The organism is Pseudomonas sp. Lb2C2, from assembly GCF_052112205.1.
Taxonomy (GTDB): Bacteria; Pseudomonadota; Gammaproteobacteria; order Pseudomonadales; family Pseudomonadaceae; genus Aquipseudomonas; species Aquipseudomonas kilonensis.
Map to the genome: position 1 here is coordinate 52,334 of NZ_JAUTYW010000008.1, position 26,840 is coordinate 79,173.

The following is a 26,840-nucleotide window of genomic DNA, read 5'->3' on the forward strand; positions in this document are numbered from 1 at the left end:
TTGAGGCTGGATATCGCGCAATCAGGAGAGATACATGCGCTTCTCAGCTTTGACCCAACGCATCACCGGCGATGGTGCCGCCGCCTGGCAGATTCACGACCGGGCGCTGGCCATGCGCGAACAGGGCATGGATGTGTTGTTGCTGTCAGTGGGCGATCCGGACTTCGACACCCCGCGCGCCATTGTCGACGCCGCCGTGGGCAGCCTGCGGGCCGGTGAGACCCATTATTCGGACATCCGCGGCTTGCACACCTTGCGCACCAGCATTGCCCGGCGTCATCGCCAGCGTTGCGGCCAGCCTGTGGGGGCCGAACAGGTTGTCGTACTGCCGGGGGCGCAGTGCGCGGTGTATGCGGTCGCGCAATGCCTGCTCAACCCTGGCGACGAAGTCATCGTCGCCGAGCCGATGTATGTCACCTATGAGGCGGTGTTCGGCGCCTGCGGGGCGAAAGTTGTACCGGTGGCGGTCCGCCCGGAGAACGGTTTTCGGGTCGAGCCGGCGGACGTTGCCCGTCTTGTGACCCCGCGTACCCGGGCGATGCTGCTCAACAGCCCGAACAACCCGTCCGGCGCCAGCCTGCCGATGTCCACCTGGCAGGCATTGGCCCGGTTGTGCATCGAACATGACCTGTGGCTGATCAGTGACGAGGTCTACAGCGACTTGCTCTATGACGGCGAACACATCAGCCCGGCCAGCCTGCCGGGGATGGCCGAGCGTACGGCGACGATCAACAGCCTGTCCAAATCCCACGCCATGACCGGCTGGCGCATCGGCTGGGTCATCGGCCCTGAATCCCTGGCCGACCATCTGGCGAACCTGTCCTTGTGCATGTTGTTTGGCCTGCCGGATTTCGTGCAACGGGCCGCCCAGGTTGCCCTGGAGCAGGAGTTGCCGGAAGTGGCGCAGATGCACGAGGAGTATCGCCAGCGCCGGGACCTGGTCTGCGCCATGCTCGACGACTGCCCAGGCCTCAAGCCGGTGCGGCCCGATGGCGGCATGTTCGTGATGGTCGACGTGCGCCGGACCGGCCTCGATGCCCAGGCATTTGCCGAGCGACTACTGGACGACTACGGCGTGTCAGTGTTGGCCGGCGAGGCGTTCGGGCCCAGTGCGGCAGGGCATATCCGTCTCGGGCTGGTGGTCGATCAGGTGAAGCTGGCGGATGCGTGCCAACGGATCGCCTCGTGTGCGGCGCAGCTGCTGCGGGCCCAGCGGTAACGTTTTGTAGTGGCTGTGTGAAATTGTGTAAGGGTTTTGCTCGTCGATGAGCGAGGGCGTATATCCTTGGCAGCTTGAGATTTTCTGCGCCTGGCAGGCCCTCATCGCGAGCAGGCTCGCTCCCACATTGAGTCTTTAGTGCGACTCAGGCCCCTGTGGGAGCGAGCCTGCTCGCGATAGCGTCATTTCCGGCGCCACAGCACTTTCTGGAAACACCCATGCCCAACATCCTCCTGGTCGAAGACGACACCGCACTCTCCGAACTGATCGCCAGTTACCTGGAGCGCAACGGCTATCAGGTCAGCGTGCTCAGCCGTGGCGATCATGTGCGTGAACGGGCGCGTGTCGATCCGCCGGACCTGGTGATTCTCGACCTGATGCTGCCGGGGCTGGACGGCTTGCAGGTCTGCCGCTTGCTGCGGGCCGATTCGGCGACCTTGCCGATCCTGATGCTCACCGCCCGGGACGACAGCCACGACCAGGTCCTGGGCCTGGAGATGGGCGCCGATGACTACGTCACCAAACCTTGCGAGCCCCGGGTATTGCTGGCACGGGTGCGTACCTTGTTGCGCCGCAGCAGCCTCACCGAGCCGCAGACGGTCAACGACCGCATCCTCATGGGCAACCTGTGCATCGACCTGTCCGAGCGCACCGTAACCTGGCGCGGACAAGCGGTGGAGTTGTCCAGCGGCGAATACAACCTGCTGGTGGTGCTGGCCCGTCATTCCGGCGAAGTGCTGAGCCGCGACCAGATCCTGCAGCGCCTGCGCGGCATCGAGTTCAACGGTACCGACCGTTCGGTGGACGTGGCGATTTCCAAGTTGCGGCGCAAGTTCGACGACAACGCCGACGAAGCCCGCAAGATCAAGACCGTGTGGGGCAAGGGTTATCTGTTCAGTCGTTCCGAGTGGGAATGCTGAGCCGATGTGGAAGCTGCTGATTCGCCTTTACCTGGTCACCATCGTGTCCTACAGCGCGGCGATCTACCTGATGCCGGAACTGGTGATCCGCCTGTTCCAAGACCGTTTCATGACCTACAACCTCGATTATTCCCGTGGCCTGCAAACCTTGATGGTCAAGCAGTTCCGCGCCGTGCCCAGCGAGCAGTGGCCGGCGCTGGCGGCGCAGATGGACAAGGAGTTCGAGCCGCTGCGCATCGAGCTGGCGGCGGTCGATGACGGCGGCTTCAGTGCCGATGAGCAGGCGCGTCTCAAGCGCGGCGAGAACGTGGTGCGTATTGGCGACTGGGCCTGGCGCACCTTGGCGGCGGCGCCGCTGGATGGGCGCACGGCGGTGAAGATGGTCGTGCCGCCGGATCCGGCCGACGTCAGCTGGTTGTACTGGAGCATCAACGTGTTGATCGGCGCGACCATGCTCGCCTGCCTGTTGCTCTGGTTGCGACCTCACTGGCGCGACCTGGAGCGCCTCAGGCGCACCGCCGAACGCTTCGGCAAAGGTCATCTGGGCGAGCGTACGCACATTGCCTCCAGTTCGAACATCGGCAGCCTGGCCCACGTGTTCGACACGATGGCGGGTGACATCGAGAACCTGCTCAACCAACAACGGGACCTGCTCAACGCCGTGTCCCACGAACTGCGCACGCCACTGACGCGGCTCGACTTCGGCCTGGCCCTGGCGCTGTCCGATGACCTGCCGGCGGCCAGTCGCGAACGCCTGCAAGGGTTGGTGGCGCACATTCGCGAGCTGGATGAGTTGGTGCTGGAACTGCTGTCCTACAGCCGTCTGCAGAACCCGCAACACTTGCCCGATCGGGTTGAAGTGGCGTTGGACGAGTTCATCGACAGTATCCTGGGTAGCGTCGACGAAGACCTGGCGGCGCCAGACGTGGTGATCGACGTGCTGTTGCATGGGGCGCTGGAGCGTTTCGTGCTGGACCCGCGCCTGACCGCACGGGCCTTGCAGAACCTGCTGCGCAACGCCATGCGTTATTGTGAAAAGCGCATCCAGGTCGGTGTGCTGGTGGGTGATCAAGGCTGTGAGATCTGGGTCGACGACGACGGCATCGGCATTCCCGACAGTGAGCGCGAGCGCGTGTTCGAGCCGTTCTACCGTCTGGATCGCAGCCGCGACCGCGCCACCGGCGGCTTCGGTCTTGGCCTGGCCATCAGCCGCCGGGCCCTGGAAGCTCAGGGCGGCACGCTGACCGTCGAAGCCTCGCCACTGGGTGGCGCGCGCTTCAGGCTGTGGCTGCCAACACCTGATAGCTAACACCGTCCCTGTGGCGAGGGAGCTTGCTCCCGCTGGGCCGCGAAGCGGCCCCCATACGCCTCACCCAAACAACCCCGCCGCAATATTGATCGAAAACCCCAGGATCGCCGTGTTGAACACAAACCCGATCAACGATTGCGCCAGGACGATCTTGCGCAGTTGCCGCGTGGCGACGCCCACGTCCGAGGTCTGCACCGCCACGCCGATGGTGAAAGAGAAATACAGGAAATCCCAATAGTTGGGCGTGGTCAGCCCTTCGGCAAACCGCAACGCCGGCTCCTTGCCTTCCCAGGTGTAATACAAGCGCGCGTAGTGCACGCTGAAGATCACCCCGATCAGCAACCATGAACCGATCACGGTCATTGCCGTGAAACCGTAATGCAACAGCTTGCTGGCGGCATTCAGGTCGCGGCTGCCGGCCAGTTCGAGGGTGATCGTCGCCAGGCTGGCCAATGCCGCGATGCAGACCACCAGCAGGACCAGCCCGGCATTTTCATCTTCGATTTCGGCGATGCGCCTCACATCGGGCGCCTTGGCCCGCACGGTCAGCCAGGCCATCAGCACCAGGTAGGTCCAGACCCCGGCGTTCCAGCCGATCAGGATTTTGCTGATGATCGAGTCCACGGGAACCAGGATACCCACCGCCAGGCCAAGGACCGTGGCGCTGGACAGACGCGGGTGGGTGCGGGCGAGGAAGGGCATGGAGACTCACTGTCCGAAGGGGGAGGCGGCTAGTATGAGCGATCAAGCGAAGGGGCGACCGTCTATCGCGCTGGACTCGATCAATTGCACGCCCGCTTCCTGCATCCGCCGGATCGCCGCTTCCATCGAACCCTCGCTATCAATACCCCGGCAGGCGTCCAGTACCACAAACGCGTTGAATCCGGCCAACCGGGCATCCAGCGCCGAGAACATTACGCAAAAATCCAGGGCGAGCCCCACCAGGTACACCGTATCGATGCCGCGTTCCTTGAGGTAGCCGGTCAAACCGGTGGGGGTCTGGTGATCCGCTTCCATGAAGGCGGAGTAACTGTCGATGTCCGGGTTGCAGCCCTTGCGAATGATCAGCTTGGCATGCTCAAGCCCAAGTGCCGGGTGCAGCGCGGCGCCGTTGCTGCCCTGTATGCAGTGGTCGGGCCAGAGTTTCTGCTCGCCGTAGGGCAATTGGATGGTGTCGAAAGGTTGCTTGCCCGGGTGGCTGGACGCAAACGAGGCGTGCCCGGCCGGGTGCCAGTCCTGCGCAAGGACGACGTGCCTGAATGAATGGCCGAGCTGGTTGATCAGCGGCACGATCTCATCGCCCCCCGGCACCGCCAGTTGGCCGCCGGGGATGAAGTCGTTTTGTACATCGATTACTACCAGCGCGGTGGTCAAAGCCCGGTTGGCGGGAACGCCCATGAATGAATCCTCCTTGAAGTGGTTCTTCGATAGTAGCTGAATGGCTTGGGCCAGGTGCGTAGACTGACACACCGCCATCGCGAGCAAGCTCGCTCCCACAATGGACTTGCGGTGAACACAAAAGCCATGAACCCTGAGGCCCTCTGTGGGAGCGAGCTTGCTCGCGATGGCTTGGGCACATCCAATGCCCAGGCAAGCTGACACACCGCATCGCGAGCAGGCTCGCTCCCACAAAAAATATTCGCCCTGCGAGGGGTGGTGTCTTTCGTCGAAAATATCCCAGCTTTGATGGCTTTTTGACATTTGGTTCGTGCGTCCCTGTCACGATTAAGTACAATCGCCGGCCTTCAACCGGGCATGGAAGCAGTCCGGTCTCCAGTTACGAGAAAAAACCATGCTCATCGGCAGTTATTCCCCCGCCCTTGTTTCGATTTCCTTGTTTGTTGCTGTGCTTGCTTCCTACACCGCCCTGGACCTGGCCGGGCGGATCGCGACCGCCCAGGGGCGCGCCGCGCATTTGTGGATGACCGGGGGCGCGCTGGCGATGGGGGTGGGCATCTGGTCCATGCACTTCATCGGCATGCTCGCGTTCAGCTTGCCGGTGGAGCTTGGCTACGACATATCGATCACCGCGCTGTCGCTGCTGGTCGCGATTCTTTCCAGCGGTTTTGCCCTGTGGCTGGTCAGCCAGCCACGATTGCCGGCGTGGCAACTGGCCTTCGGTGCGCTGATCATGGGTGCCGGGATCAGCACCATGCATTACACCGGCATGGCTGCGCTGCGAATGCAGCCGGGCATCGACTATGATCCGACGCTGTTCGGGGCTTCGCTGGTGATTGCCGTCGGCGCTTCGGCGGCGGCGCTGTGGATTGCCTTTCGCCTGCGCCAGAACACTCCCCATGTGCGTCTGGCTCGCGCAGGTGCCGCGGTGGTCATGGGCATTGCCATCGTCGGTATGCACTACACCGGCATGGCCGGCGCGCGGTTCAGCGACGGCAGCTTTTGTGGCTCCCTGGACGGTTTGAGCGGCAAGGGCCTGGACAATCTGGTGTTGATCACCACCCTGGCGGTGCTGGCCATTGCCTTGCTGACGTCGATTCTCGATGCACGCCTGGAAGCCCGTACTGCGGAGTTGGCGCAATCGCTGACCCTGGCCAACCGGGAACTGACCCAGTTGGCCCTGCACGACCCCCTCACCGGACTGCCCAACCGGGTATTGCTGGCTGATCGTATCGACCAGGCCATGCACCGTGTGCAGGAGCAGGGTGGCTGCTTCGCCCTGATGTTCATCGACCTGGATGGTTTCAAGCCGGTCAACGACGCCTTCGGTCACCACATGGGCGATTTGTTGCTGCGGGACGTGGCCCTGCGCCTGCGTGAAGACCTGCGCAGCCAGGACACCCTGGCGCGGATCGGCGGTGATGAGTTCGTGCTGTTGGTGCAACTGGCCGAACCCGACGACGCCTTGCGATTGGCGGCACGTCAGGTCGGTTTGATCGGCCGCACGTTCCGGGTGGCAGACCATGACTTGCAGATCTCCGCCAGCGTCGGCATCGCCGTTTACCCTGGCAACGGCCAGAGCGCCGACGAACTATTGATGAACGCCGACGCGGCGATGTACCACGCCAAGGGCGCCGGCAAGAACGGCTACAGCTTTTTCGACGCATCGATGAACAGCAACGCCCGCAAGCAATTGCAGTTGCTGCAAGACTTGCGCATCGCCGTCGAACAGCGGCAATTCAGCCTGTACTACCAGCCCAAGTTCGACGCGGCCAACGGCCGTCCGGTCGGTGCCGAGGCCTTGTTGCGCTGGACCCACCCGACCCAGGGCCTGTTGATGCCCGACACCTTCATCGACCTGGCGGAAAAGACCGGGTTGATCATTCCCATCGGCGAATGGGTGCTGAACGAGGCCTGTCGGCAGATGCGCGAATGGTACGTGCTCGGTTACACCGATTGGCGCATTGCGGTGAACCTGTCGGCCTTGCAGTTCTGCCATACCGGTTTGGTGCAGAGCGTGGCCAAGGCCTTGGAGACGCATCAGCTGCCGGCCAACAGCCTGACCCTGGAAATCACCGAAACCACCGCCATGAGCGATGCGGACGCGAGCATGACGGTGCTGCAACAGCTCTCGGACATGGGTGTGGACCTGTCCATCGACGACTTTGGCACCGGCTATTCGAGCCTGATGTACCTCAAGCGCCTGCCGGCCAACGAGCTGAAGATCGATCGCGGCTTCGTGCGTGACCTGGAACACGACAGCGATGATGCGGCCATCGTCTCGGCCATCGTCGCCCTCGGCCAGGCCCTGGGCCTGCGGATCGTCGCCGAAGGCGTGGAGACCGATGTGCAACAAGACTTCCTGACCCAGTTGGGCTGCGATTCGCTGCAGGGCTATCTGCTGGGGCATCCGCTGCCGGCCGAGCGTTTCCTGCAGGAGATTCGCCAGGCCAAACGCCTGGCGGTGGTCTGAGACGCCCTCAGGGAACGATATCGAACGCCGTGCTACCCAGCCGCTCGCCGTTGACCAGCAGGTGCACGGCATGCCGGCCCGCGTAATGTTTGCGAGTGGTTAATTCGCGAATGTGCTGGGAGCGGCTGAGGTTGACGCAACCCTGGGCGGGCAGGTCGAAGGTCTTGAGCTTGAAGACTTTGGCCGAGGTGCCGCCCGAGGCTTTCACGTAGTCGACGGCATAGTCGATCACCAGGCGTTGGCTCTGCTCTAGGGTTGATTGCACCGTGAAAGACAGGGTGACCTGTTCCCCCAGGCGAATCACCGCAGGCGTCACCTGTAAATCCAGCACCTGGACCTGTGCCTTGCCGCCAACCCCGATGACGCCCAGTGCCCTGGGGTTGCCTTGTTTGATCAGGCTGCGCAGCGCATGCCGGGCGATCCACGCCGTGTGACGGTCTTGCAGGGGCCAACCTTCGATCTGGTCCAGCACCCAGTCGGGATGCTGCTTGGTGACGTCGTTGAGGTGGTTGGCCACGGATTTGCGCACATACAGGCTATCGTCGGCCTTGAGGGTGTCGAGGATCGCGGCGGCGAGGTCGGGGTTGGCCTGGATCGGCTCCAGGTGAAACGACCACGGCAAGCGCGGCCGGCTGCCTTCGCTGGCCAGGCGGCGTACGTGCTCGTTGGCGTCCAGCGCCCAGTCGTGCATGACCTTGAGGGTGCGTTCCAGGTCATCGCGCAGGAAGTGCCGCACGGCGAACTCCGAGGAGCCGAACCGGGTGAAATACTTGAGCGCCTCCAGCGATACGTCGAAGCGATGTCGGCCATAAGACGCCACGTAGTGTGGCAGGAACATGCTGACGAACATGCTGTTCAGGCGCGGGGCCAGGGCCCGCAGCACTTCCAGCGACGCTTCGTAATCGAGGGGCAGCACCGCATGCAGGCACTCACTGACCCGGGCCATGCGCTGCATCACCGATAACTCGGCCAGCCCGTCGTTGGCCATGTGCAAAAACGCTTTGGCGTCGAATGCCGGGTACACCGCGCGCATTTCGCCGGCGATGTGCTCCAGGCGGGCGTTGTTGAAGATTTCCTTGAGGGCAGGGGAAGAGGCGGTGGTGCTCATGATGGGTCCGTCCGGCGGGTGTTGGGCCAAGGCTTGCCACTATGCCATGCCAGGCACAACCCGTGGCGAGGGAGCTTGCTCCCGCTCGGCTGCGCAGCAGTCGTAAACCCGGTGAATACCGTATCACTGGATTACCGCGTTGCCTGGATTGGGGCTGCTGTGCAGCCCAGCGGGAGCAAGCTCCCTCGCCACAGGGGTATGGGGGGCTCCCAGCTTCCAGTCGCTACAGTAAAGGGAATGATTCGCCGCCCGCGAAGTCCCAGATTCAGTCCCTCGAATAACTGGAGTTTTTTTCTATGCGCAAACCATCCCTGATCGCCAGCCTGGTCCTGATCGCCGGCCTTGGAGCCCTTGGGCCTGTTGCGCAAGCGGTCGAGAAAACCGGAGACGCCTTGGAGCATTCTCCGAGCAATGGCCGCAGGCTGGTGGAGAACGACCGGGTACCGGCGGACTACCAGCGCGCGGACAGGGCCATGAAAGACTGGAAACAGAAGCAGCTCGAGCAACCGACAAACGAGCAGCAATGGGTGCAGATCGACGACAAGTACTTGCTGATCGAAACCGTGTCCGGCGCCATCGTCAAGATCGTGCCGGCCACGCGTTAGGTCAGAGCACTTCGCCTTTGTCCCACAGGTGAACCAGCTCGCCGGGTGCCTGGTCCTCAGGCACCTGCAGCACCATCTCGTCGTCCTGGTCGTTGGCGCGATAGTGCACCTCAATCTGGAAAAACCGCTGGTCGCCGCGCCCGGGCGTGGAGGACGTCAGTGGCAGGCATCCCTCCAGGACCGAACTGATGCGCGTGCGCTGGTCGAGGTCGCACTGGGCGAATTCGATTTCCCGTGGTCGGGTCAGCGCATGGATGGCGGCCACGCCGCCCTGGCGCGACAGCCGTATCACCGCTTTGTCGTCTAGGTCTGGAAGGGTTTTCATCAGCTCTCCTGTGTCAGGTCGACGCCGACCTGGGCCCAGCCGTTCTGCACCGCCTGCACTTCCCGCGTGCCGAAGCGCTGGCGGGCGTGCTCGACGGTCAGGCGGGCGAAGGCGCTGAAGGACGCGTCATTGGCCAATCTTCGGTCGCACAAGGTTTCATACCAGATCCGGCCGGCCTTTTCCCAGGCAAATCCGCCCAGCGTGGTCGCCACCAGATAAAAGGCCCGGTTGGGGATGCCGGAGTTGATGTGCACGCCGCCGTTGTCTTCACGGGTAATGACGAATTCGCGCATGTGCGAAGGTTGCGGGTCCTTGCCCAGTAACGGGTCATCGTAGGCGCTGCCGGGGTTGGACATGCTGCGCAGGCCGTCGCCGTTGATCTTGTCGGTGAGCAGGTCGGCGCCGATCAGCCAGTCGGCCTGGTCGGCGGTCTGTTCGAGCACGAACTGCTTGACCAGTACACCGAACACATCGGAGATGGACTCGTTCAGCGCACCGGATTGATTGGCGTAGATCAACCCAGCCTCGCTTTCGGTGACGCCATGGGCCAGCTCGTGGGCCACCACGTCCAGGGAGCGCGTGAAGCGCTGGAAGATTTCGCCATCGCCGTCGCCGAACACCATCTGCGCGCCGTTCCAGAAGGCGTTTTCATAGCCCTGGCCATAATGCACGCTGCCCACCAGGGCGAAGCCTTTGTTGTCGATGGAGTCGCGCCCCAGGACCTTCCAGAAAAAATCATAGGTGGCGCCGAGGGCGTCGTAGGCTTCGTCCACGGCTGGGTCGCCACTGGCCCGCTGGCCTTCCAGGCGGACCGGCTGGCCGGGCAGTTCCATGCTGTTCTGGGCGTCATGCACGCTGCGTTGCGGCTGTCCGGCCTTGCCGGGCTTGGGCAACTTCGCGGCGGCGGGAAGGTTGCCGGGCGGGCCGGGGTTGTGTCGCAGGCTGCGCACGTGGGTCAAGGTGCCAAGGGCCCTGGAGCGTTGCTGTTCGGAGCCGTGGGCAATGATGCGATTGAGGATGTACGGCGGAATGAAACCGTGGAGCGGACGAGAGTCGAACATCAGAAAATCCTTATCTGAAATGCAGGGTCGATACCCATGTGAACCGAAGAGGTCGTCGCGGTTCCCTGGCGCATGGCATACAACGTTTGCCATACGCCCGGATTTCTGCGAAAACCCCGCGCCTGGATCACACGAGGGATACCGCCATGAATGAAGAGCTGCAAATCATCGACCTGGAACAGGGCGACGGCAAAAGCGTAGTCAAAGGTGCGCTGATCACCACCCAATACCGCGGCACCCTCGAAGACGGCACCGAATTCGATTCGTCCTACAGTCGCGGCAAACCCTTTCAATGCGTGATCGGCACCGGTCGCGTCATCAAGGGCTGGGATCTGGGCCTGATGGGCATGCAAGTCGGTGGCAAGCGCAAGTTGTGGGTGCCGGCCCACCTGGCCTACGGTGAGCGGTCCATGGGTGCCCACATCAAGCCCAACGCCAACCTGATCTTTGAAATCGAGTTGCTGGAAGTCCTGACCCGGGACGATTGATGGGGCTGGAGCGGCTCATGGCGTGCCGGCACATGAGTGTTCGCTGAACAGCGGAATACATCGCGGCGGTGATCGGATCCCTGACGCGCTGCTTTGTTCGTGATGGAGAAAGTGTTGCTACTCTCTCCAGTCGATGCATGGCTTGATTCGTCGGGGAGCGAAATATGAACGCAGAGCACCATGACCTGGGCGTGTCCCAAGTGGCCGCGGCCATTGCCGAACCGGCGCGCATCCGGATGCTGTGCGCGTTGATGGACGGCCATGCCCGCACCAGCACCGAATTGGCGAGCATCGCCGAGGTCAGCGCCTCGACCGCCAGCGCCCATCTGGCGAAACTCAAGCAAATGGCCTTGGTGCGCCTGCATGTCCAGGGCCGTCATCGTTATTACAGCCTGGCCGACCCGCGCGTTGCGCAGGCACTGGAGGCGCTGATGGTGATCGGCCAGAGCGCCGCGCCGACCTTCACCCCGCGCACACCGGATCGCTTGCAATTTGCCCGCACTTGTTACGACCACATGGCCGGCACTCTGGCGGTGCGCCTGCATGACCGCATGATCGAGGCCGGGTGGCTGGTGGAGCGGGAGGGCGATGGCTATCGGCTGAGTGAATTCGGCGCGGCGGTGTTCGAAGGATTGGGCATCGACGTCCAGCAACTCGCCACGCAACGCCGCCGATTCGCCTGTCCGTGTCTGGACTGGAGCATGCGCCGCCCCCACCTGGGCGGTGCCTTGGGCGCGGCGTTGCTGCAAGTGGCGATCAAGCGCAAATGGGTGATCCAGGACCTGGACAGCCGGGCGCTGGGGGTGACGGCCAGTGGCCGCAGGGAGATGGCGGCGCGGTTTGGCGTGAGTGCCGAAATTGATGTCAAACCCGTTGGCGCTATCGCGAGCAAGCTCGCTCCCACAGTGGGCCTGCGCTGAACACAAAACCCAGAACACCCGCTCCCACAATGGGCCCTGCGTTGAACACAATACTCATGAACACCCGGAATTCCCTGTGGGAGCGAGCTTGCTCGCGATAGCAGTTTCAGCACCACCCGCGTCATCCAGCCATATGCCTGCGCCGATACTCATCCGGCGTGGTGCCCATCATTTTGCGAAACATGCTGATGAATGCCGAGGCGCTGCTGTAGCCCAGGTCCAGGCCGATGGTTTCCACGCTCTGGCCGCGTTCGAGCAGGGCCAGGGCCTCGATGACTTTCAGGCGCTGGCGCCATTCCACCAATGACATGCCCAGGTCCCGCTGGGCCCGGCGCATCAGTGTGCGCTCGGTGGTGTTGGCGGCGCGGGCCAGTTGCGGCAAGGAGCGCGGGTCGCTGGGGTTTGCCTCCAAGGCCCGCAGCACGGGGCCCAGCAGGGGATCATCCGAGGAGGGGAGGTAGCTGCCGACATGGGGTGCCTGCGCCAGTTTGTCCACCAACACCTGCAGCAAGCGCTGCTGCTCGGGCGTCTGCGGTTGGCTCGGCGGGTCGCTGCGCAACTCTTCCAGCAGGGCACGGATCAGCGGGCTCAAGGTCAGTGCACAGGGTACGGCTGGCAGCGCACTGCACAGTTCGGCGGCCAGGTACAACGAACAATGGCAGGCCTCATGGCGATTGAAGCCAACGTGTTCCATGTCTGGTGGCAGCCAGATGCCGTACTGCGGTGGCGCCAGGTAATGGTGCTGGGCGATCTCGATTTCCATCACGCCACTGTAGGAGTAGACGAACTCACCCCAGGCATGCCGGTGCCGGGGGTAAGTGGCATGGGCCGGCATGCAGGCGCTGCGAAAGAAAATCGGCGAGGGCAGGGCCGCTTCGAACGGAGGAATCTTCAGATGTTGGGCTGGAGGCTGCATATCGACCGCAATGGCGGATTACCGGGATGGCTTGTCGGGTAATCACTATATCCAGCAAAGGTGTCAGGCAGACAATCCTTTCATTCTCTTTCTGCCCAAGGACCGTTCCCATGACCACCCGCCGCGCCCTGGATGGCCAGGTCTGCGCCCTGATGACCGGCCTCTGTGCCATTTGGGGTTTCCAGCAAGTCGCGATCAAGGCCGGCGCCGCCGACATGGCGCCGATGCTGCAACTGGGCGTGCGCTCGGCCATCGCTGCGGTACTGGTCTGGTTGTTGGTGCTGGTGCGCGGTGAACGCCTGTCCCTGGCCGATGGCAGTTGGCGTCCGGGCATGCTGGTGGGGTTGTTGTTTGCCTTGGAGTTCGTGATGGTGGGCGAAGGCCTGCGGCATACGACGGCTTCGCACATGGTGATTTTCCTCTATACCGCGCCGATGTTCGCCGCCCTTGGCTTGCACTGGAAACTGCCGAGCGAACGCCTCAAGCCGGCGCAATGGCTGGGCATCGCCGTTGCATTCGGCGGGATCGTGGTGGCTTTCAGCGGGGGCTCGGGCGCGGCGAACGGCAGTTCGTTGCTCGGTGACGGCATGGGCTTGCTGGCCGGTGCGCTGTGGGGCGCAACCACGGTGACGGTACGCTGTTCGCGGTTGACGAATCTGCCGGCCAGCCAGACGCTGCTTTATCAACTGGTTGGCGCCGGGGTGCTGCTGATCGGAATGTCGATAGCGCTGGGGCAAACGACGATCAACCCCACGCCACAACTCATTGCCAGCATGGCGTTCCAGGTGTTGCTGGTGTCCTTCGCCAGCTTCCTGATCTGGTTCTCCCTGCTGCGCCACTACCTCGCTTCGCAACTGGGGGTGCTGTCGTTCATGACGCCGCTGTTTGGCATCGGTTTTGGCGTCTGGTTGCTGGATGAGCCGCTGGAGCCGAACTTCATCGTTGGCGCGGTTCTGGTGCTGGGCGGGATCTTGCTGGTCAGCGGTTACGGATGGTTTCGCCAGCGTTGGGGGCGGTGGCCGGTTTTGCGTCGAGAGTAGTGGGGGCAGATCCATGTGGCGAGGGAGCTTGCTCCCTCGCCACAAAAGACCCTTAGTGCTACCGGTGGGCTTGGATCAAACCTTGACGATCCAACCCGCTGGCGCTTCCACGTCGCCGGTCTGCACGCCGGTCAGCTCTTTGTAGAGCTTCTGGGTGATCGGGCCGACTTCGGTTTCGCTGTGGAACACGTGCAGCTTGTCCTTGTAGCTGATGCCGCCAATCGGGGTGATCACCGCCGCAGTACCGCAGGCGCCGGCTTCCTTGAAGTCCGACAGCTTGTCGATGAACACGTCGCCTTCGATCACTTCCAGGCCCAGGCGCGATTTGGCCAGTTCGATCAGCGACAGGCGAGTGATGCCCGGCAGGACCGAAGGGGATTTCGGGGTGACGAATTTGTTGTCGTGGGTGATGCCGAAGAAGTTGGCCGAGCCGACTTCCTCGATTTTCGAGTGGGTCATCGGGTCCAGGTAGATGCAGTCGGCGAAACTGGCCTTCTTGGCCTGGGAACCGGGCATCAGGCTGGCGGCGTAGTTGCCACCGACCTTTGCCGCGCCGGTGCCTTGTGGGGCGGCGCGGTCGAAGCTGGAGATCAGGAAGTTGTGCGGGGTCAGGCCGCCCTTGAAGTAGGCGCCGACCGGGATGCAGAAAATCGAGAAGATGAACTCGGGTGCGGTGCGCACACCGATGTTGTCACCCACGCCGATCACGAACGGGCGCAGGTACAGCGCGCCGCCGGTGCCGTAAGGCGGGATGAAGCGCTCGTTGGCGCGGACCACTTGCTTGCAGGCTTCGACGAACTGCTCGGTCTCGACGTGCGGCATCAGCAGGCGGGCGCAGCTGCGCTGCATGCGGGCGGCGTTCTGGTCCGGGCGGAACAGGTTGATGGAGCCGTCCTTGCAGCGATAGGCCTTCAGGCCTTCGAAGCACTGCTGACCGTAGTGCAGGGCGGTGGAGCCCTCGCTGATGTGCAGCACATTGTCTTCGGTCAGGGTGCCCGCGTCCCAGGCGCCATCGCGCCAGTGCGACAGGTAGCGCTTGTCGGTCTTGATGTAGTCAAAGCCCAGTTTGTCCCAATTGATGCTCTCGTTACCCATGACACCCTCTATTTCTTAACAACCGTCGAAACGGTTCAAGGCTTCTGACGTTTTTTGGATGGGGACAACAATACTTCATTCCGGGGCTGTTTCGCAGCCTGCTCGATAGGCGACTGGCAGATTTTCTGCCGTCCCCGTGGCGAGGGAGCTTGCTCCCGCTCGGCTGCGAAGCAGTCGTAACCCGGTCAACGCGGTGTGACTGAATGAGCCTGGTGCCTGAATTGGGGCCGCTTCGCAGCCCAGCGGGAGCAAGCTCCCTCGCCACAGGTGAAACTCATGCCTACAGAGGCGCTACACGTTTACAGATGCAACGCATGCCCCAACGCCCGCAACGCCGCTTCCTGCACGGCCTCGCCCAGCGTCGGGTGAGCGTGGATGGTGCCGGCGATGTCCTCCAGGCGCGCGCCCATTTCCAGGGATTGGCCGAACGCGGTGGACAGCTCCGACACGCCCACGCCAACCGCTTGCCAACCGACGATCAGGTGATTGTCCCGTCGCGCCACGACCCGGACGAAACCGCTTTTCGATTCCAGGGTCATGGCCCGGCCGTTGGCGGCGAACGGGAAGCTCGACACCATGCAATCGAGCCCGGCCGCCTTGGCCTCGTCCGGCGTCTTGCCGACCACCACCAGTTCCGGGTCGGTGAAGCACACCGCGGCGATGGCGGTTGGGTTGAACTCGCGATGCTGGCCGGCGATCAGCTCGGCGACCATTTCACCCTGGGCCATGGCCCGGTGCGCGAGCATCGGTTCACCGCTCAGGTCGCCGATGGCCCAGACGTTGCGCATGCTGGTCTGGCAACGGCTGTCGATTTTCAGCGCCGAACCGTTCATCGCCAAGTCCAGCGCTTCGAGGTTCCAGCCCTGGGTGTTGGGTTTGCGCCCAACGGCCACCAGCACCCGGTCGGTGTCCAGGTTCAGCGTCTCGCCATTGGGATCACGCACTTGCAAGGTGCTGGCCTGGGCATCGAAACCTTCGACGCTGTGCTTGAGGTACAGCTTCACGCCCAACTGCTTGAGCGCCTCGTGCACTGGTTGGGTCAGCTCGCCGTCGTAGGCTGGCAGGATCCGTTCCTGGGCCTCGACCACGCTGACCTCGGCGCCGAGCTTGCGGTAGGCAATGCCCAGCTCCAGGCCGATGTAGCCACCGCCGACCACCACCAGGTGCTTGGGCACCGAGGTGGGGGCGAGGGCTTCGGTGGAGGAAATGATCGGCCCGCCAATCGGCAGCATAGGCAGGTCGACGCTTTTCGAGCCGGTGGCCAGCAGCAGGTGTTCGCACTGGATGCGCGTGTCACCGACCTCGACCGTCTTGCCATCGATCACCTTGGCCCAGCCGTGAATGACCTGGACCTTGTGCTTTTTCAGCAATGCCGCGACGCCGGTGGTCAGGCGATCGACGATGCCGTCCTTCCATTCCACGCTCTTGCCGATGTCCAGCGTTGGCGCCGCTACCGTGATGCCCAAGGCCGAACCCTGGCTGTGATGCCGGGTCTGGTGGAACTGCTCGGCCACATGGATCAACGCCTTGGACGGGATACAACCGATGTTCAGGCAGGTACCGCCCAGCGCCTGGCCTTCCACCAGGATCGTTTCAATGCCCAGTTGGCCGGCGCGAATCGCTGCCACGTAGCCGCCAGGGCCGCCGCCAATGATCAGCAGCTTGGTATTCAGAGTTTGCATTGCCTGCTCCACTGATGATTAGTCCACAAACAAGGTGGCGGGTTGTTCGAGCAAGCCACGCAGGGCCTGGATGAATTGCGCCGCGTCCATGCCGTCGACCACCCGGTGATCGAAGGAGCTGGAGAGGTTCATCATCTTGCGGATCACGATCTGGCCCTTGATCACCACCGGCCGCTCGACGATTTTGTTCACGCCGACAATCGCCACTTCCGGCAGGTTCAGCACTGGCGTGCTGACGATGCCGCCAAGGGCACCGAGGCTGGTCAGGGTGATAGTCGAACCGGACAGCTCATCGCGACTGGCCTTGCCCGTGCGGGCTGCCGTGGCCAAGCGGGAGATTTCCGTCGCGCTGTCCCACAGGCTACGGGCTTCGGCGTGACGCACCACCGGCACCATCAGGCCAACATCGCTCTGGGTGGCGACGCCCACATGCACCGCACCTGAGCGGTGAATGACCTGTGCTTCGTCGTCGTAGCGCGCGTTCATCTGCGGGAAATCGCGCAGGGCCACGACCAACGCGCGGACCAGGAACGGCAGCAAGGTCAGCTTGCCGCGACTGGCGCCGTGTTTTTCATTCAAGTGAACCCGCAGCTCCTCCAGGGCGGTGACGTCGATTTCCTCGACGTAGCTGAAGTGGGCGGCGCGTTGGGTCGCTTCCTGCATGCGCTGGGCGATCTTGCGACGCATGCCGATCACCGGGATCTGCTGCTCGTCGTGGCGTTCGGCATAACCCGAGCCACCCTTGGCCTGGGTCGACGGACCTTGGGCCAGATAAGCCTCAAGGTCTTCGTGCAGGACCCGTCCGGCGGGGCCGCTGCCCTGGACCAGGCGCAATTGAATGCCCAGGTCCAGTGCGTGTTTGCGCACGGCCGGCGACGCCAGTGGACGCTCGTCGGGGTCGCGGGCCACAGGCGCTTGCGGGGCGCAGCGGGGCGCGGCGGTTTTTTCCAGCACCGGCTCAGGTGTCGCCACGGGTGCCGGCTTCGGTGCTTGCGCAGTCGGCGCTGGCGTTGGCGCTTGTTGGGCCGATTCTTTCAGGTTACCCGCACCTTCGACTTCAATGCGGATCAGTTCGCTGCCCACCGCCATGACTTCGCCGGGCTCGCCACCCAGGGCGATGACCCGGCCATGCACTGGCGAGGGGATATCCACCATGGCCTTATCGGTCATGACATCGGCCAGCACCTGGTCTTCGACCACCATGTCGCCGACCTTGACGTGCCACACCGACAGTTCAACTTCCGCGATGCCTTCGCCGATGTCCGGCATCTTGATAACGTGCGTGCCCATTCAGACCTCCATGACCCGTTTCAACGCCGCGCCCACACGGGACGGCCCTGGGAAATACGCCCACTCCTGCGCGTGCGGGTAGGGGGTGTCCCAACCGGTGACACGCTCGATAGGCGCTTCCAGGTGGTGGAAGCAGTGTTCTTGCACCAACGCCACCAGCTCGGCGCCGAAACCGCAGGTGCGGGTGGCCTCGTGGACCACCACACAGCGGCCGGTTTTCTTCACGGATTTGACGATGGTCTCAAGGTCCAGCGGCCAGAGGCTGCGCAGGTCGATGACTTCGGCGTCGACACCGGTCTCTTCGGCAGCCACTTGGGAGACATAGACCGTGGTGCCGTAGGTGAGAACGGTCACGTCCTTGCCCGGACGGGTAATGGCGGCGACGTCCAGCGGCACGGTGTAGTAACCGTCCGGCACCTGCGCCGAGGGGTGTTTCGACCACGGTGTTACCGGGCGGTCGTGGTGGCCGTCGAACGGGCCGTTATACAGGCGCTTGGGTTCGAGGAAGATCACCGGGTCATCGTTTTCGATGGAGGCGATCAGCAAGCCCTTGGCGTCGTAGGGGTTGGATGGCATGACGGTGCGCAGGCCGCAGACCTGGGTGAACATCGCTTCGATGCTCTGGCTGTGGGTCTGGCCGCCATAGATACCGCCGCCGCAGGGCATGCGCAGGGTCATCGGTGCGGTGAACTCGCCGGCCGAGCGATAGCGCAGGCGCGCGGCTTCGGAAATGATCTGGTCCGACGCCGGGTAGACGTAGTCGGCGAACTGGATCTCCGCCACCGGGCGCAGGCCGTAGGCGCCCATGCCCACTGCCACGCCGACGATGCCGCTTTCGGAAATCGGTGCGTCGAACACTCGCGAGGTGCCGTACTTGTTCTGCAGGCCTTCGGTGCAGCGGAACACGCCGCCGAAGTAACCCACGTCCTGGCCGAACACCACGACGTTGTCGTCGCGCTCGAGCATCACGTCCATGGCCGAGCGCAGGGCCTGGATCATGGTCATGGTGGTAGTGGTCATGGCGGTGTCCAACGCAATATTGTTGTTGTGATCGTTCATGTCAGATCCCCAACTGCTGACGCTGGCGCTTCAAGTGCTCCGGCATCTCTTTGTAGACGTCTTCGAACATGGTCGCGGCGCTCGGAATCTGCCCGCCGGCGAGGGTGCCGTACTGCTCGGCCTCCTTCTGCGCGGCGATCACCTCGGCTTCGAGTTCGGCGGTAACTGCCGCATGTTCCTCTTCGGACCACTGGCCGATCTTCACCATGTGCTGCTTGAGGCGCGCAATCGGATCGCCCAGCGGGAAGTGGCTCCAGTCGTCGGCGGGACGGTATTTCGAAGGGTCGTCGGAAGTGGAGTGCGGGCCGGCGCGGTAGGTGACCCATTCGATCAGCGCCGGGCCGAGGTTGCGGCGGGCACGTTCGGCGGCCCAGCGCGAGGCGGCGTAGACCGCCATGAAATCGTTGCCATCCACGCGCAGGGAGGCGATGCCGCAACCGACGCCGCGTCCGGCGAAGGTCGTGGCCTCACCGCCGGCAATGGCCTGGAAGGTGGAGATTGCCCACTGGTTGTTGACCACGTTGAGGATCACCGGCGCCCGGTAGACGTGGGCAAAGGTGAGGGCGGTGTGGAAGTCCGATTCGGCGGTGGCGCCGTCACCGATCCAGGCCGAGGCGATCTTGGTATCGCCCTTGATCGCCGAGGCCATGCCCCAGCCCACGCCCTGGACGAACTGCGTGGCGAGGTTACCGGAAATGGTGAAGAAACCAGCGTCCTTGACCGAGTACATGATCGGCAACTGCCGGCCCTTGAGCGGATCGCGCTCGTTGGACAGCAATTGGCAGATCATGCCCACCAACGGCACGTCGCGGGCCATCAGGATGCTTTGCTGGCGATAGGTGGGGAAGCACATGTCGTCGATGTTCAACGCCAGGGCCTGGCCGCTGCCGATGGCTTCTTCGCCGAGGCTTTGCATGTAGAACGACATCTTTTTCTGCCGCTGGGCGACCACCATGCGGTTGTCGTAGATGCGCGTCTTGAGCATGGCGCGCATGCCTTTGCGCAGGATTTCGAGCGGCACGTCTTCGGCCCATGGACCGTGGGCATTGCCCTGGTCATCGAGCACGCGGATCAGGCTCCGAGCCAGGTCGGCGGTGTCGGACGGTTCGACGTCGATGGAAGGTTTGCGCACCGTGCCGGCATCGGACAGATGCAGGTAGGAGAAGTCGGTCTTGCAGCCGGGACGGCCCGAGGGTTCGGGGACGTGCAGGCGCAGTGGTTCATACGCTGGGTTCATGGCTTTCTACGCTCGATCTTGTGAATTTCTTGTAGTGGGCGCGCTAGCTGACGAATTTCCCCGGGTACGGGAAATTGTCCTACAACAATCATAGGCTCGACGAAGAAGAATATTTTTCTCTGTTAGCTTGCTGTTCAGATCATTTGCAGATAAAAAATCTGCACAACGATAAAAAACAGGATTATTTGTCTCATGCGTAAATTGGATCGCACCGACATCGGCATTCTGAACAGCCTTCAGGAAAACGCCCGCATCACCAACGCCGATCTCGCCCGTTCGGTCAACCTGTCGCCGACCCCGTGCTTCAACCGTGTCCGGGCCATGGAGGAGCTGGGGGTGATCCGCGAGCAAGTCACGCTGCTGGACGCCGACCTGCTGGGCCTGCACGTCAACGTCTTCATCCATGTCAGCCTGGAGAAGCAGGTGGAAGAGGCGCTGCAGCACTTTGAAGAGGCGATTTCCGATCGGCCGGAGGTGATGGAGTGCTACCTGATGGCCGGCGATCCGGATTACCTGATCCGCGTGCTGGTGCCGACCATCCAGTCGCTGGAGCGGTTCATGATGGATTTTTTGACCAAGGTCCCGGGCGTGGCGAACATCCGCTCCAGCTTTGCCCTCAAGCAGGTGCGCTACAAGACCGCGCTGCCGTTGCCGGCCAATGGGTTGACCCTGGGTACCTGAGGCTCAGGGTTAACACCGGACACTGTGGCGAGGGAGCTTGCTCCCGCTGGACTGCGCAGCAGGCCCATCCTTTATGACGCAGGGCGTCTGCTGCGCAGCCGAGCGGGAGCAAGCTCCCTCGCCACAGGAACCTGTTTGGATGGATTACAGGAGTCGGCACTGCATCGAAAACCCCAGCGCCACCGACTGCCCTTGCTCCAGCAAACGCAACCCTGGCCGCCCCGGCAGGTGATGGGCGTTGACCGGGTGGCTGACCGGTTCGATGCAGAAGAAATCCAGGCCCACGGGGCAGTACAGCAGGAAACAGTCGCTGCCACTGGCGCGGCATTCCAGCTCATAACCCAGGTCCGGTTGCTGGACCAGACAGTGCCCGTCCCAACCACCGAAGCCGTTGTCGACCAGCGTGTCTGGCAGTAAACGGGCGTGCTGGAAATCCCACTCTGCGGGGATGTCCCTCAGTTCCGTTGGCAGTTTCGATGCATCGCACAGCCAGACTTCGCTGGCGCGGGTTTGCAAGCGAGTACTGGCGGTGCGCGGAAAATACGGATGCAAACCCAGCCCGTGCCACGCGGCCTGTTCGGCCATGTGGGTGACGTGGATGGCGATTTGTAGCTGACCACCGCTCAAGCGGATCCGCAGGCTGGCGCAATAGGCGAACGGGGATTGGCTGTCGAGTTGCAGCAAGGCTTGCTGGGCACTCTGTTCGACCATCTGCCACGGCTGTTGCCAGGCACTGCCATGGATCGGGAACGGGTCGTTGGGGCTGTTGGCTTCCAGGGCCAGCCAGCCGCCGGGGCAATCGAAACCGCCCTGGGCGATCCGGTTCGACCACGGAATCAACGGGAAGCAGGCGAGTTTGCCGGGCAGGCCGTTTTCCACGGCTTGCGCAGCAGGCGGGCGCAACAAGGGCGCACCGCTGCCGCGCAAGGTCCAGTCGACGAGGCTGGCGCCCAGGTGCGGGGCGAGGGTGAGGCGGGTGAGTTCGTCTTCGAGTTGGAGAAGAGGCGGCGTCATGTTGGCCTTGTTCTGCAAGGTTGAAAAAGCTGATGTGGGAAACGCCGGATTCTTGTGTGCGAACCCTGCTGTGGCGAGGGGATATAGAGAAACGTCGCACCGCACTGTGGGAGCAAAGCTTGCTCGCGATGCAGACTCCTCGGTTCCCAGGGAGACTGCATCATCTTCATCGCGGGCAAGCCTTGCTCCCACAAGGGGTTGTTGTCGTTTGTTTGTTACAACACCAGGTTCGGCAACCACAGCGAAATGGCGGGGATGTAGGTCACGAGCAGCAGTACGAAGAACAGCATGGCGTAGAACGGCAGCAGCGCCTTGACGGTGCTCTCGATGCTGACCTTGCCGATGGCGGAACCGACAAACAACACCGCGCCCACCGGTGGCGTGATCAGCCCGATACCCAGGTTCACCAGCATGATCATGCCGAACTGTACCGGGTCCACGCCGATGCCCACGATCACCGGCATCAGGATTGGCGTCAGGATCAGGATCAGTGGCGCCATGTCCATCACGGTGCCGAGGACCAGCAGCATCACGTTGATGCACATCAGGATCACATAGCGGTTGTCCGACAGTGTCAGGAACGCGGTGGTGATCTTCGCCGGAATTTCCATCAGCGTCATGATGTAGCCGAAGCTGGCGGCGAAGCCGATCAGGATCATCACGATGGAGATGGTGCGTACCGTGCGGTGCATCAGTTTCGGCAACTCGCTCCACTTGTAGTCGCGATAGATGCACATGGTGACGAAGAATGCCCACACCACGGCAATGGCAGCCGATTCGGTGGCGGTGAAAACACCCGAGAGAATGCCGCCAAGGATGATGAACAAGGTCATCATGCCCCACATGGCTTCCCGGCAGATCTTCAACGCTTGCTTGAGGGGAATTACTTCGCCCTTGGGGTAATTGCGCTTTTTCGCGAAGACCAGGCACAGCGCCATCAGGCACAGGTTCATCATGATGCCGGGGACGATGCCGGCCATGAACAGCGAACCGATCGAGACGGTGCCGCCAGCGGCGAGGGAGTACAGCACCGCGTTGTGGCTGGGCGGCGTCAGGAGCGCTTGTACCGAACCACTGACGGTGACGGCGGTGGCGAACTCACGCGGATAGCCGCGGCGTTCCATTTCCGGGATCAGCACCGAACCGACCGAGGCGGTGTCGGCCACCGAGGAACCGGAGATCGCGCCAAAAAAACTCGAGGCCATGAGGTTGACCAGGGACAGGCCACCGCGCACGAAGCCTACCAGCACACTGGCGAAGGCCACCAGTCGGCGGGACATGCCGCCCTCGGCCATGATCGCACCGGCCAACACGAAGAACGGAATGGCCAGCAGCGAGAATTTATTAACCCCTCCCGCGACCTGGATCATCATGGCCTGGAACGGGATATCGATCCACCACGCTCCGATCAGGGCGGCGGCGCCCAATGCGTAGGCGACCGGCATGCCGATCAGGATCAACAGCAAAAAACTGCCCAGCAGAATCAGAGCGTCCATTAAGCGGCACCTTCGTTTTCTTCAACCAGGTCGAACTGCACGACCCGACGCTGGCTTTGATCACCCAGCAAGAGTTTTTCCAAGACAAAAATCAACGTCAGGAAACCACCCACCGGGATCGGCATGTAGGTGATGCCAACGCGCAGGGTAGGGATGGCGCTCATGAATTGATTCCAGGTGGTCATGCACAGCTTGGTGCCCCAGATAGTCATGAAAATGCAGACCGCGGCCATTAATAATTGAGTGAGGATCGACGCTGCGTTTCGCCATTGGGAGGGCAGGCGGCTGGTGACCATGTCCACGGCCATGTGTGAGCCGGAGCGGTAACTGGCGGCGGCGCCAATGAAGGTGAACACGATCATCAGCAAGATGGCGGTCGGCTCTGGCCAACTGGAACCTGAGCCCAGCACATAACGGGCGAATACACCCCAGGGAATCATCAGCGCAACGGCGAGGACAGAGAGGCCGGCCACCCAGATGCACGTCATGTAGATCTTATCGTTGATACGCAGCAGCAAATTCTTCATCGGGTTCCACCGTAACCGGGCGCGCCGTTTAACCGCAGGCGCGCCCAGCCTATTCATGAGTACAGATTGAGAGGCTTTACTGGACAGCTTCGATACGCTTGATCAGGTCGGCATACGGCGCGCCGTATTTGGCCCGGATCGGTGCGGTGGCGTCGTAGAAAGGTTTTTTGTCCACGGTGATGAACTCGACGCCGGCGGCCTTGAGTTTTTCTTCACTGGCGGCGGACTTCTTGTCCCACAGCTCGCGCTCTTCTGCCTGGGCAGCCTTGGCGGCTTTCTTGACCATCACCTGTTGATCAGGAGTCAGTTTTTCCCAGGTGATTTTCGACATCACGATTGGCTCGGGCAGGATCAGGTGACCGGTCAGGCTGTAGTACTTGGCGTTCTGGTAGTGGTTGTGTTCGAGCATGGTCGGTGGGTTGTTTTCCGCGCCGTCGATCACGCCGGTCTGCAAGGCACTGAAGATTTCGCCGGTGTCCATGGCGATGCCGTTGGCGCCCATGGCGTTGAAGGTCTCGATGAACATCGGGTTGCCCTGCACGCGGATCTTCATGCCCTTCAGGTCTTCGAGCTTGCGCACCGGTTTCTTGGTGTAGAGGTTGCGCGTGCCGCCGTCCATCCAGGCCAGGGCCACCAGGCCGAACTCGGAGTTGGTGATCCGGTCGAGAATCGCATCGCCCACGTCACCGTCGATGACGGCGCGCATGTGGGCCTGGTCGCGGAAGATGAACGGCATGTTGAAGACGTTCACGTCCGGCACCACAGGGCCAACGATGCCCAGGCTCACCCGGGACATCTGGATCGCGCCGGCTTGCATCTGCTCGATGACTTCTTTTTCAGAGCCCAGCACGCCGCCTGGGAAATACTTGAATTTCAGCTCGCCGTTGCTCTCTTTTTCCAGGGTTTTACCCATGGATTCCTCGGCGACCACGGTCGGGTAGCCCTTGGGGTGGATGTCGGCGATCTTGATGTCCAGGGCGTGTGCCGCCTGGGCCAGGAAGGCCAGGGGCAGGGCTGCGATCAGAAGCGTGCGTTTGAAATTCATGGTCAATCTCCAGTGTTGTTGTTTTTATGTCTATCGATGTGAAGCAGCAAAGCAGATCAGTTCGCGGAGTGTTTCCGTCCTCCGAAAGCGGGTTCAGCCAGGCCCTTGACCCCTGGGTTAAGGGCGAACACGCCGCCGGCTAGCGATTGCGGGTCGGTGTCGTCACCCGGGCGGATCGAGGTGACGAAGAGGGTGTCCAGGCGACTGCCGCCAAAGGCGCACATGGTCGGCTTCTTCACCGGCACCTCCAGTGAACGGTCTAGGCGTCCGTCCGGGGTGAAACGGTGAATCAGCCCGGCATCGTTGGCGCAGATCCAATAGCAACCGTCGGCATCCACCGCCGCGCCATCCGGGCGCCCGGCCAACGGCATCATGTCGACGAACAGCCGCCGGTTGGACGGCGTGCCGCTGTCAATGTCGTAGTCGAAAGCCCAGATCTGCTGAACCAGCGGGTGTGAATCGGAGAGGTACATCGTGCGTCCGTCCGGGCTGAAGCCCAGGCCATTGGGCACGATGAAACCGCTCAGTTGCGCCTCGACCGGGCTGCGCTGGCCTGCCTCGTAGCGATACATCTGGCCTGCGTCTGCGTTGGCGCCCATGTTCAACACCATGCTGCCGGCCCAGAAGCGGCCCTGGCGGTCGCAACGGCCATCGTTGAGGCGCATGTCTGCGCGGCTGTGTTCCACGCTTGCGCACAGTTCGCTGTCCAGGCTGCCGTCATCATGGGGGTGCAGGCGAAAGAAGCCGCTCTCCATGCCCGCCACCCAGCCGCCGTCCTGGTGACGGGCAATGCAGGCGAGCATTTCAGGGGTTTCCCAGCCCTGGATTTTTCCGCTGCTGGCAGTCCAGCGTTGCAGGCCACCGCTGGGGATGTCCACCCAATACAGGGCGTTTTCCTCGGGGACCCACACCGGGCTCTCCCCGACGGCGTTGCGTGCATCGACAATCAGTTCGGCTTGCATGGTGATTCCTTTGTGCGTGCGTATCCCATGAAAAACAGCGAATCAGTTGTCGAACGGGCCGGCCGCCACAAAGGCGCCACCCTGGTAAACCATGGCCGGGTCATCGGCGGCCGGCATCGGCTGCGCTTCGACCTTGTCGCGGAAAATCTCGGAAGTGTCCTTGGGCTGGTAACCCAAGTGCGCGGCGTGGCTGTTGTCCCACCATACGTCGCGGTTGGCGGACATGCCGTAGACCACGGTGTGACCGACTTTCGGCGTGTAGAGCGAGCATTCGATCAGTTGGGTGAGGTCGTCGAAGCTCAGCCAGGTGCTCATCATCCGGCGGTTCTGCGGTTCGGGGAACGACGAGCCGATGCGGATGCTCACGGTCTCGATGCCGTAGCGATCGAAGTAGAAGTTGGCGACATCTTCGCCGTAGGACTTGGACAGGCCGTAGTAGCCATCCGGGCGGCGAGGGCAGAGGGCGTCGATGGTCTGGTCCTGTTTGTAGAAACCGATGACGTGGTTGGAACTGGCGAAGATCACCCGCTTGACGCCGTGTTTGCGGGCGGCTTCATAAATGTGGAACACGCCGCTGATGTTGGCGCCGAGGATCTCTTCGAACGGACGCTCCACCGAAACACCACCGAAGTGCAGGATGGCGTCGACGCCGTCGACCAGTTGGTGCACGGCCTGCTTGTCCGACAGGTCGCACGGCACCACTTCTTCGCTTTCGTCGATGGCCGGGGCCATGTTGGCGATGTCCGACAGGCGAATCTGGCGGGCGTAAGGCTTGAGGCGTTCGCGCAAGACTTTGCCAAGGCCGCCTGCGGCACCGGTCAATAGGAGGCGATTGAAGGGGTGGCGAATCTGTGTCGTGGTCATGGCATTACCTGAGCAAACAATGAGAGGTACAGTTGTTATAAGTTGTCGTACGACCGAGAGGGAATATCCTTATCCTTCCGCTACCTTGTCAACGTTTGATCGACGA

Annotated in this window: 26 protein-coding genes; 9 read left to right on the forward strand and 17 right to left on the reverse strand. The window is 62.6% G+C overall.

Annotated elements, in window-relative coordinates; all coding sequences use genetic code 11:
* Window positions 1-34: 34 nt before the first annotated feature.
* From Q7F16_RS23425 to Q7F16_RS23435, 3 genes are all read left to right on the forward strand, one after another.
* The gene (locus tag Q7F16_RS23425; RefSeq protein WP_409556556.1) at window positions 35-1,219 is read left to right on the forward strand and encodes a pyridoxal phosphate-dependent aminotransferase; all 1,185 of its coding nucleotides are present in this window, start codon (window positions 35-37) and stop codon (window positions 1,217-1,219) included.
* Window positions 1,220-1,437: 218 nt separating this feature from the next.
* A complete protein-coding gene (locus tag Q7F16_RS23430) occupies window positions 1,438-2,139 on the forward strand; it encodes a response regulator transcription factor (protein ID WP_018605899.1) in 702 nt (233 codons plus the stop codon).
* A gap of 4 nt (window positions 2,140-2,143) precedes the next feature.
* Complete coding sequence (locus tag Q7F16_RS23435; RefSeq protein WP_079302362.1) at window positions 2,144-3,448, forward strand: ATP-binding protein; 1,305 nt, start codon at window positions 2,144-2,146, stop codon at window positions 3,446-3,448.
* Window positions 3,449-3,508: 60 nt separating this feature from the next.
* Here Q7F16_RS23435 and Q7F16_RS23440 read toward each other — a convergent pair whose 3' ends face one another.
* Window positions 3,509-4,150, reverse strand: a complete 642-nt coding sequence (locus tag Q7F16_RS23440; RefSeq protein ID WP_046064029.1) for a DUF1345 domain-containing protein — start codon at window positions 4,148-4,150, stop codon at window positions 3,509-3,511.
* 42 nt (window positions 4,151-4,192) lie between these two features.
* On the reverse strand, window positions 4,193-4,846 hold the full coding sequence (gene pncA / locus Q7F16_RS23445) for a bifunctional nicotinamidase/pyrazinamidase (protein WP_046064028.1): 654 nt from the start codon (window positions 4,844-4,846) through the stop codon (window positions 4,193-4,195).
* 394 nt (window positions 4,847-5,240) lie between these two features.
* On the opposite strand from pncA, the gene Q7F16_RS23450 reads away from it, so the two are divergent.
* Window positions 5,241-7,319 carry a putative bifunctional diguanylate cyclase/phosphodiesterase gene (locus Q7F16_RS23450; RefSeq protein WP_046064027.1) on the forward strand — a complete coding sequence of 693 codons (2,079 nt, stop codon included), beginning with the start codon at window positions 5,241-5,243 and terminating at the stop codon, window positions 7,317-7,319.
* A 7-nt stretch (window positions 7,320-7,326) separates the two neighbouring features.
* Here the strand turns inward: Q7F16_RS23450 and Q7F16_RS23455 are convergent, their stop codons facing one another.
* Window positions 7,327-8,427 (reverse strand): DNA alkylation repair protein, encoded by a 1,101-nt coding sequence (locus Q7F16_RS23455; protein WP_046064026.1) that lies wholly within the window; start codon window positions 8,425-8,427, stop codon window positions 7,327-7,329.
* A 296-nt stretch (window positions 8,428-8,723) separates the two neighbouring features.
* On the opposite strand from Q7F16_RS23455, the gene Q7F16_RS23460 reads away from it, so the two are divergent.
* Window positions 8,724-9,032 (forward strand): RcnB family protein, encoded by a 309-nt coding sequence (locus tag Q7F16_RS23460; RefSeq protein ID WP_014337834.1) that lies wholly within the window; start codon window positions 8,724-8,726, stop codon window positions 9,030-9,032.
* A 1-nt stretch (window position 9,033) separates the two neighbouring features.
* On the opposite strand, the gene Q7F16_RS23465 is transcribed toward Q7F16_RS23460, so the two are convergent.
* Both Q7F16_RS23465 and Q7F16_RS23470 read right to left on the reverse strand, forming a co-directional pair.
* A complete protein-coding gene (locus Q7F16_RS23465; RefSeq protein WP_003202948.1) occupies window positions 9,034-9,357 on the reverse strand; it encodes a protealysin inhibitor emfourin in 324 nt (107 codons plus the stop codon).
* Complete coding sequence (locus Q7F16_RS23470; RefSeq protein WP_046064025.1) at window positions 9,357-10,418, reverse strand: M4 family metallopeptidase; 1,062 nt, start codon at window positions 10,416-10,418, stop codon at window positions 9,357-9,359. Before Q7F16_RS23470 ends, Q7F16_RS23465 begins: the two co-directional genes overlap by 1 nt.
* 146 nt (window positions 10,419-10,564) lie before the next feature.
* Between Q7F16_RS23470 and Q7F16_RS23475 the strand changes: the two genes are divergently transcribed.
* Window positions 10,565-10,906, forward strand: coding sequence for an FKBP-type peptidyl-prolyl cis-trans isomerase (locus Q7F16_RS23475; protein ID WP_003202944.1), 342 nt, complete (start codon window positions 10,565-10,567; stop codon window positions 10,904-10,906).
* 164 nt (window positions 10,907-11,070) lie between these two features.
* Window positions 11,071-11,826 (forward strand): ArsR/SmtB family transcription factor, encoded by a 756-nt coding sequence (locus Q7F16_RS23480; RefSeq protein ID WP_409556557.1) that lies wholly within the window; start codon window positions 11,071-11,073, stop codon window positions 11,824-11,826.
* Window positions 11,827-11,947: 121 nt separating this feature from the next.
* On the opposite strand, the gene Q7F16_RS23485 is transcribed toward Q7F16_RS23480, so the two are convergent.
* Window positions 11,948-12,742, reverse strand: a complete 795-nt coding sequence (locus Q7F16_RS23485) for an AraC family transcriptional regulator (protein WP_018605876.1) — start codon at window positions 12,740-12,742, stop codon at window positions 11,948-11,950.
* A 110-nt stretch (window positions 12,743-12,852) separates the two neighbouring features.
* Between Q7F16_RS23485 and Q7F16_RS23490 the strand changes: the two genes are divergently transcribed.
* The gene (locus tag Q7F16_RS23490) at window positions 12,853-13,782 is read left to right on the forward strand and encodes a DMT family transporter (RefSeq protein WP_079302356.1); all 930 of its coding nucleotides are present in this window, start codon (window positions 12,853-12,855) and stop codon (window positions 13,780-13,782) included.
* Window positions 13,783-13,857: 75 nt separating this feature from the next.
* Here the strand turns inward: Q7F16_RS23490 and Q7F16_RS23495 are convergent, their stop codons facing one another.
* The 5 genes from Q7F16_RS23495 to Q7F16_RS23515 all read right to left on the reverse strand — a co-directional run bounded on the left by Q7F16_RS23495 (window position 13,858) and on the right by Q7F16_RS23515 (window position 20,145).
* Window positions 13,858-14,877, reverse strand: a complete 1,020-nt coding sequence (locus tag Q7F16_RS23495; RefSeq protein ID WP_003202935.1) for a branched-chain amino acid aminotransferase — start codon at window positions 14,875-14,877, stop codon at window positions 13,858-13,860.
* Window positions 14,878-15,176: 299 nt separating this feature from the next.
* Window positions 15,177-16,559 (reverse strand): dihydrolipoyl dehydrogenase, encoded by a 1,383-nt coding sequence (gene lpdA / locus Q7F16_RS23500; RefSeq protein WP_046064022.1) that lies wholly within the window; start codon window positions 16,557-16,559, stop codon window positions 15,177-15,179.
* An 18-nt stretch (window positions 16,560-16,577) separates the two neighbouring features.
* Window positions 16,578-17,849, reverse strand: a complete 1,272-nt coding sequence (locus Q7F16_RS23505) for a dihydrolipoamide acetyltransferase family protein (RefSeq protein ID WP_409556558.1) — start codon at window positions 17,847-17,849, stop codon at window positions 16,578-16,580.
* Window positions 17,850-18,908, reverse strand: a complete 1,059-nt coding sequence (locus Q7F16_RS23510; protein WP_046064020.1) for an alpha-ketoacid dehydrogenase subunit beta — start codon at window positions 18,906-18,908, stop codon at window positions 17,850-17,852.
* Window position 18,909: 1 nt separating this feature from the next.
* Window positions 18,910-20,145, reverse strand: a complete 1,236-nt coding sequence (locus tag Q7F16_RS23515; RefSeq protein ID WP_014337844.1) for a 3-methyl-2-oxobutanoate dehydrogenase (2-methylpropanoyl-transferring) subunit alpha — start codon at window positions 20,143-20,145, stop codon at window positions 18,910-18,912.
* 192 nt (window positions 20,146-20,337) lie between these two features.
* On the opposite strand from Q7F16_RS23515, the gene bkdR reads away from it, so the two are divergent.
* On the forward strand, window positions 20,338-20,826 hold the full coding sequence (bkdR, locus tag Q7F16_RS23520) for a Bkd operon transcriptional regulator BkdR (RefSeq protein WP_003202929.1): 489 nt from the start codon (window positions 20,338-20,340) through the stop codon (window positions 20,824-20,826).
* Between the two features lie 144 nt (window positions 20,827-20,970).
* Here the strand turns inward: bkdR and Q7F16_RS23525 are convergent, their stop codons facing one another.
* From Q7F16_RS23525 to Q7F16_RS23550, 6 genes are all read right to left on the reverse strand, one after another.
* A complete protein-coding gene (locus Q7F16_RS23525) occupies window positions 20,971-21,840 on the reverse strand; it encodes an aldose 1-epimerase (protein ID WP_409556559.1) in 870 nt (289 codons plus the stop codon).
* 215 nt (window positions 21,841-22,055) lie between these two features.
* The gene (locus Q7F16_RS23530; RefSeq protein ID WP_409556560.1) at window positions 22,056-23,336 is read right to left on the reverse strand and encodes a TRAP transporter large permease; all 1,281 of its coding nucleotides are present in this window, start codon (window positions 23,334-23,336) and stop codon (window positions 22,056-22,058) included.
* Window positions 23,336-23,863, reverse strand: coding sequence for a TRAP transporter small permease (locus tag Q7F16_RS23535; protein ID WP_014337847.1), 528 nt, complete (start codon window positions 23,861-23,863; stop codon window positions 23,336-23,338). The genes Q7F16_RS23530 and Q7F16_RS23535 overlap by 1 nt, the downstream gene beginning before the upstream one ends.
* Window positions 23,864-23,939: 76 nt before the next feature.
* Window positions 23,940-24,908 carry a TRAP transporter substrate-binding protein gene (locus tag Q7F16_RS23540; protein ID WP_409556561.1) on the reverse strand — a complete coding sequence of 323 codons (969 nt, stop codon included), beginning with the start codon at window positions 24,906-24,908 and terminating at the stop codon, window positions 23,940-23,942.
* Window positions 24,909-24,964: 56 nt separating this feature from the next.
* Window positions 24,965-25,870 (reverse strand): SMP-30/gluconolactonase/LRE family protein, encoded by a 906-nt coding sequence (locus Q7F16_RS23545; protein ID WP_079302351.1) that lies wholly within the window; start codon window positions 25,868-25,870, stop codon window positions 24,965-24,967.
* Window positions 25,871-25,912: 42 nt separating this feature from the next.
* The gene (locus tag Q7F16_RS23550) at window positions 25,913-26,734 is read right to left on the reverse strand and encodes an NAD-dependent epimerase/dehydratase family protein (protein ID WP_409556562.1); all 822 of its coding nucleotides are present in this window, start codon (window positions 26,732-26,734) and stop codon (window positions 25,913-25,915) included.
* Window positions 26,735-26,840 lie beyond the last annotated feature (106 nt).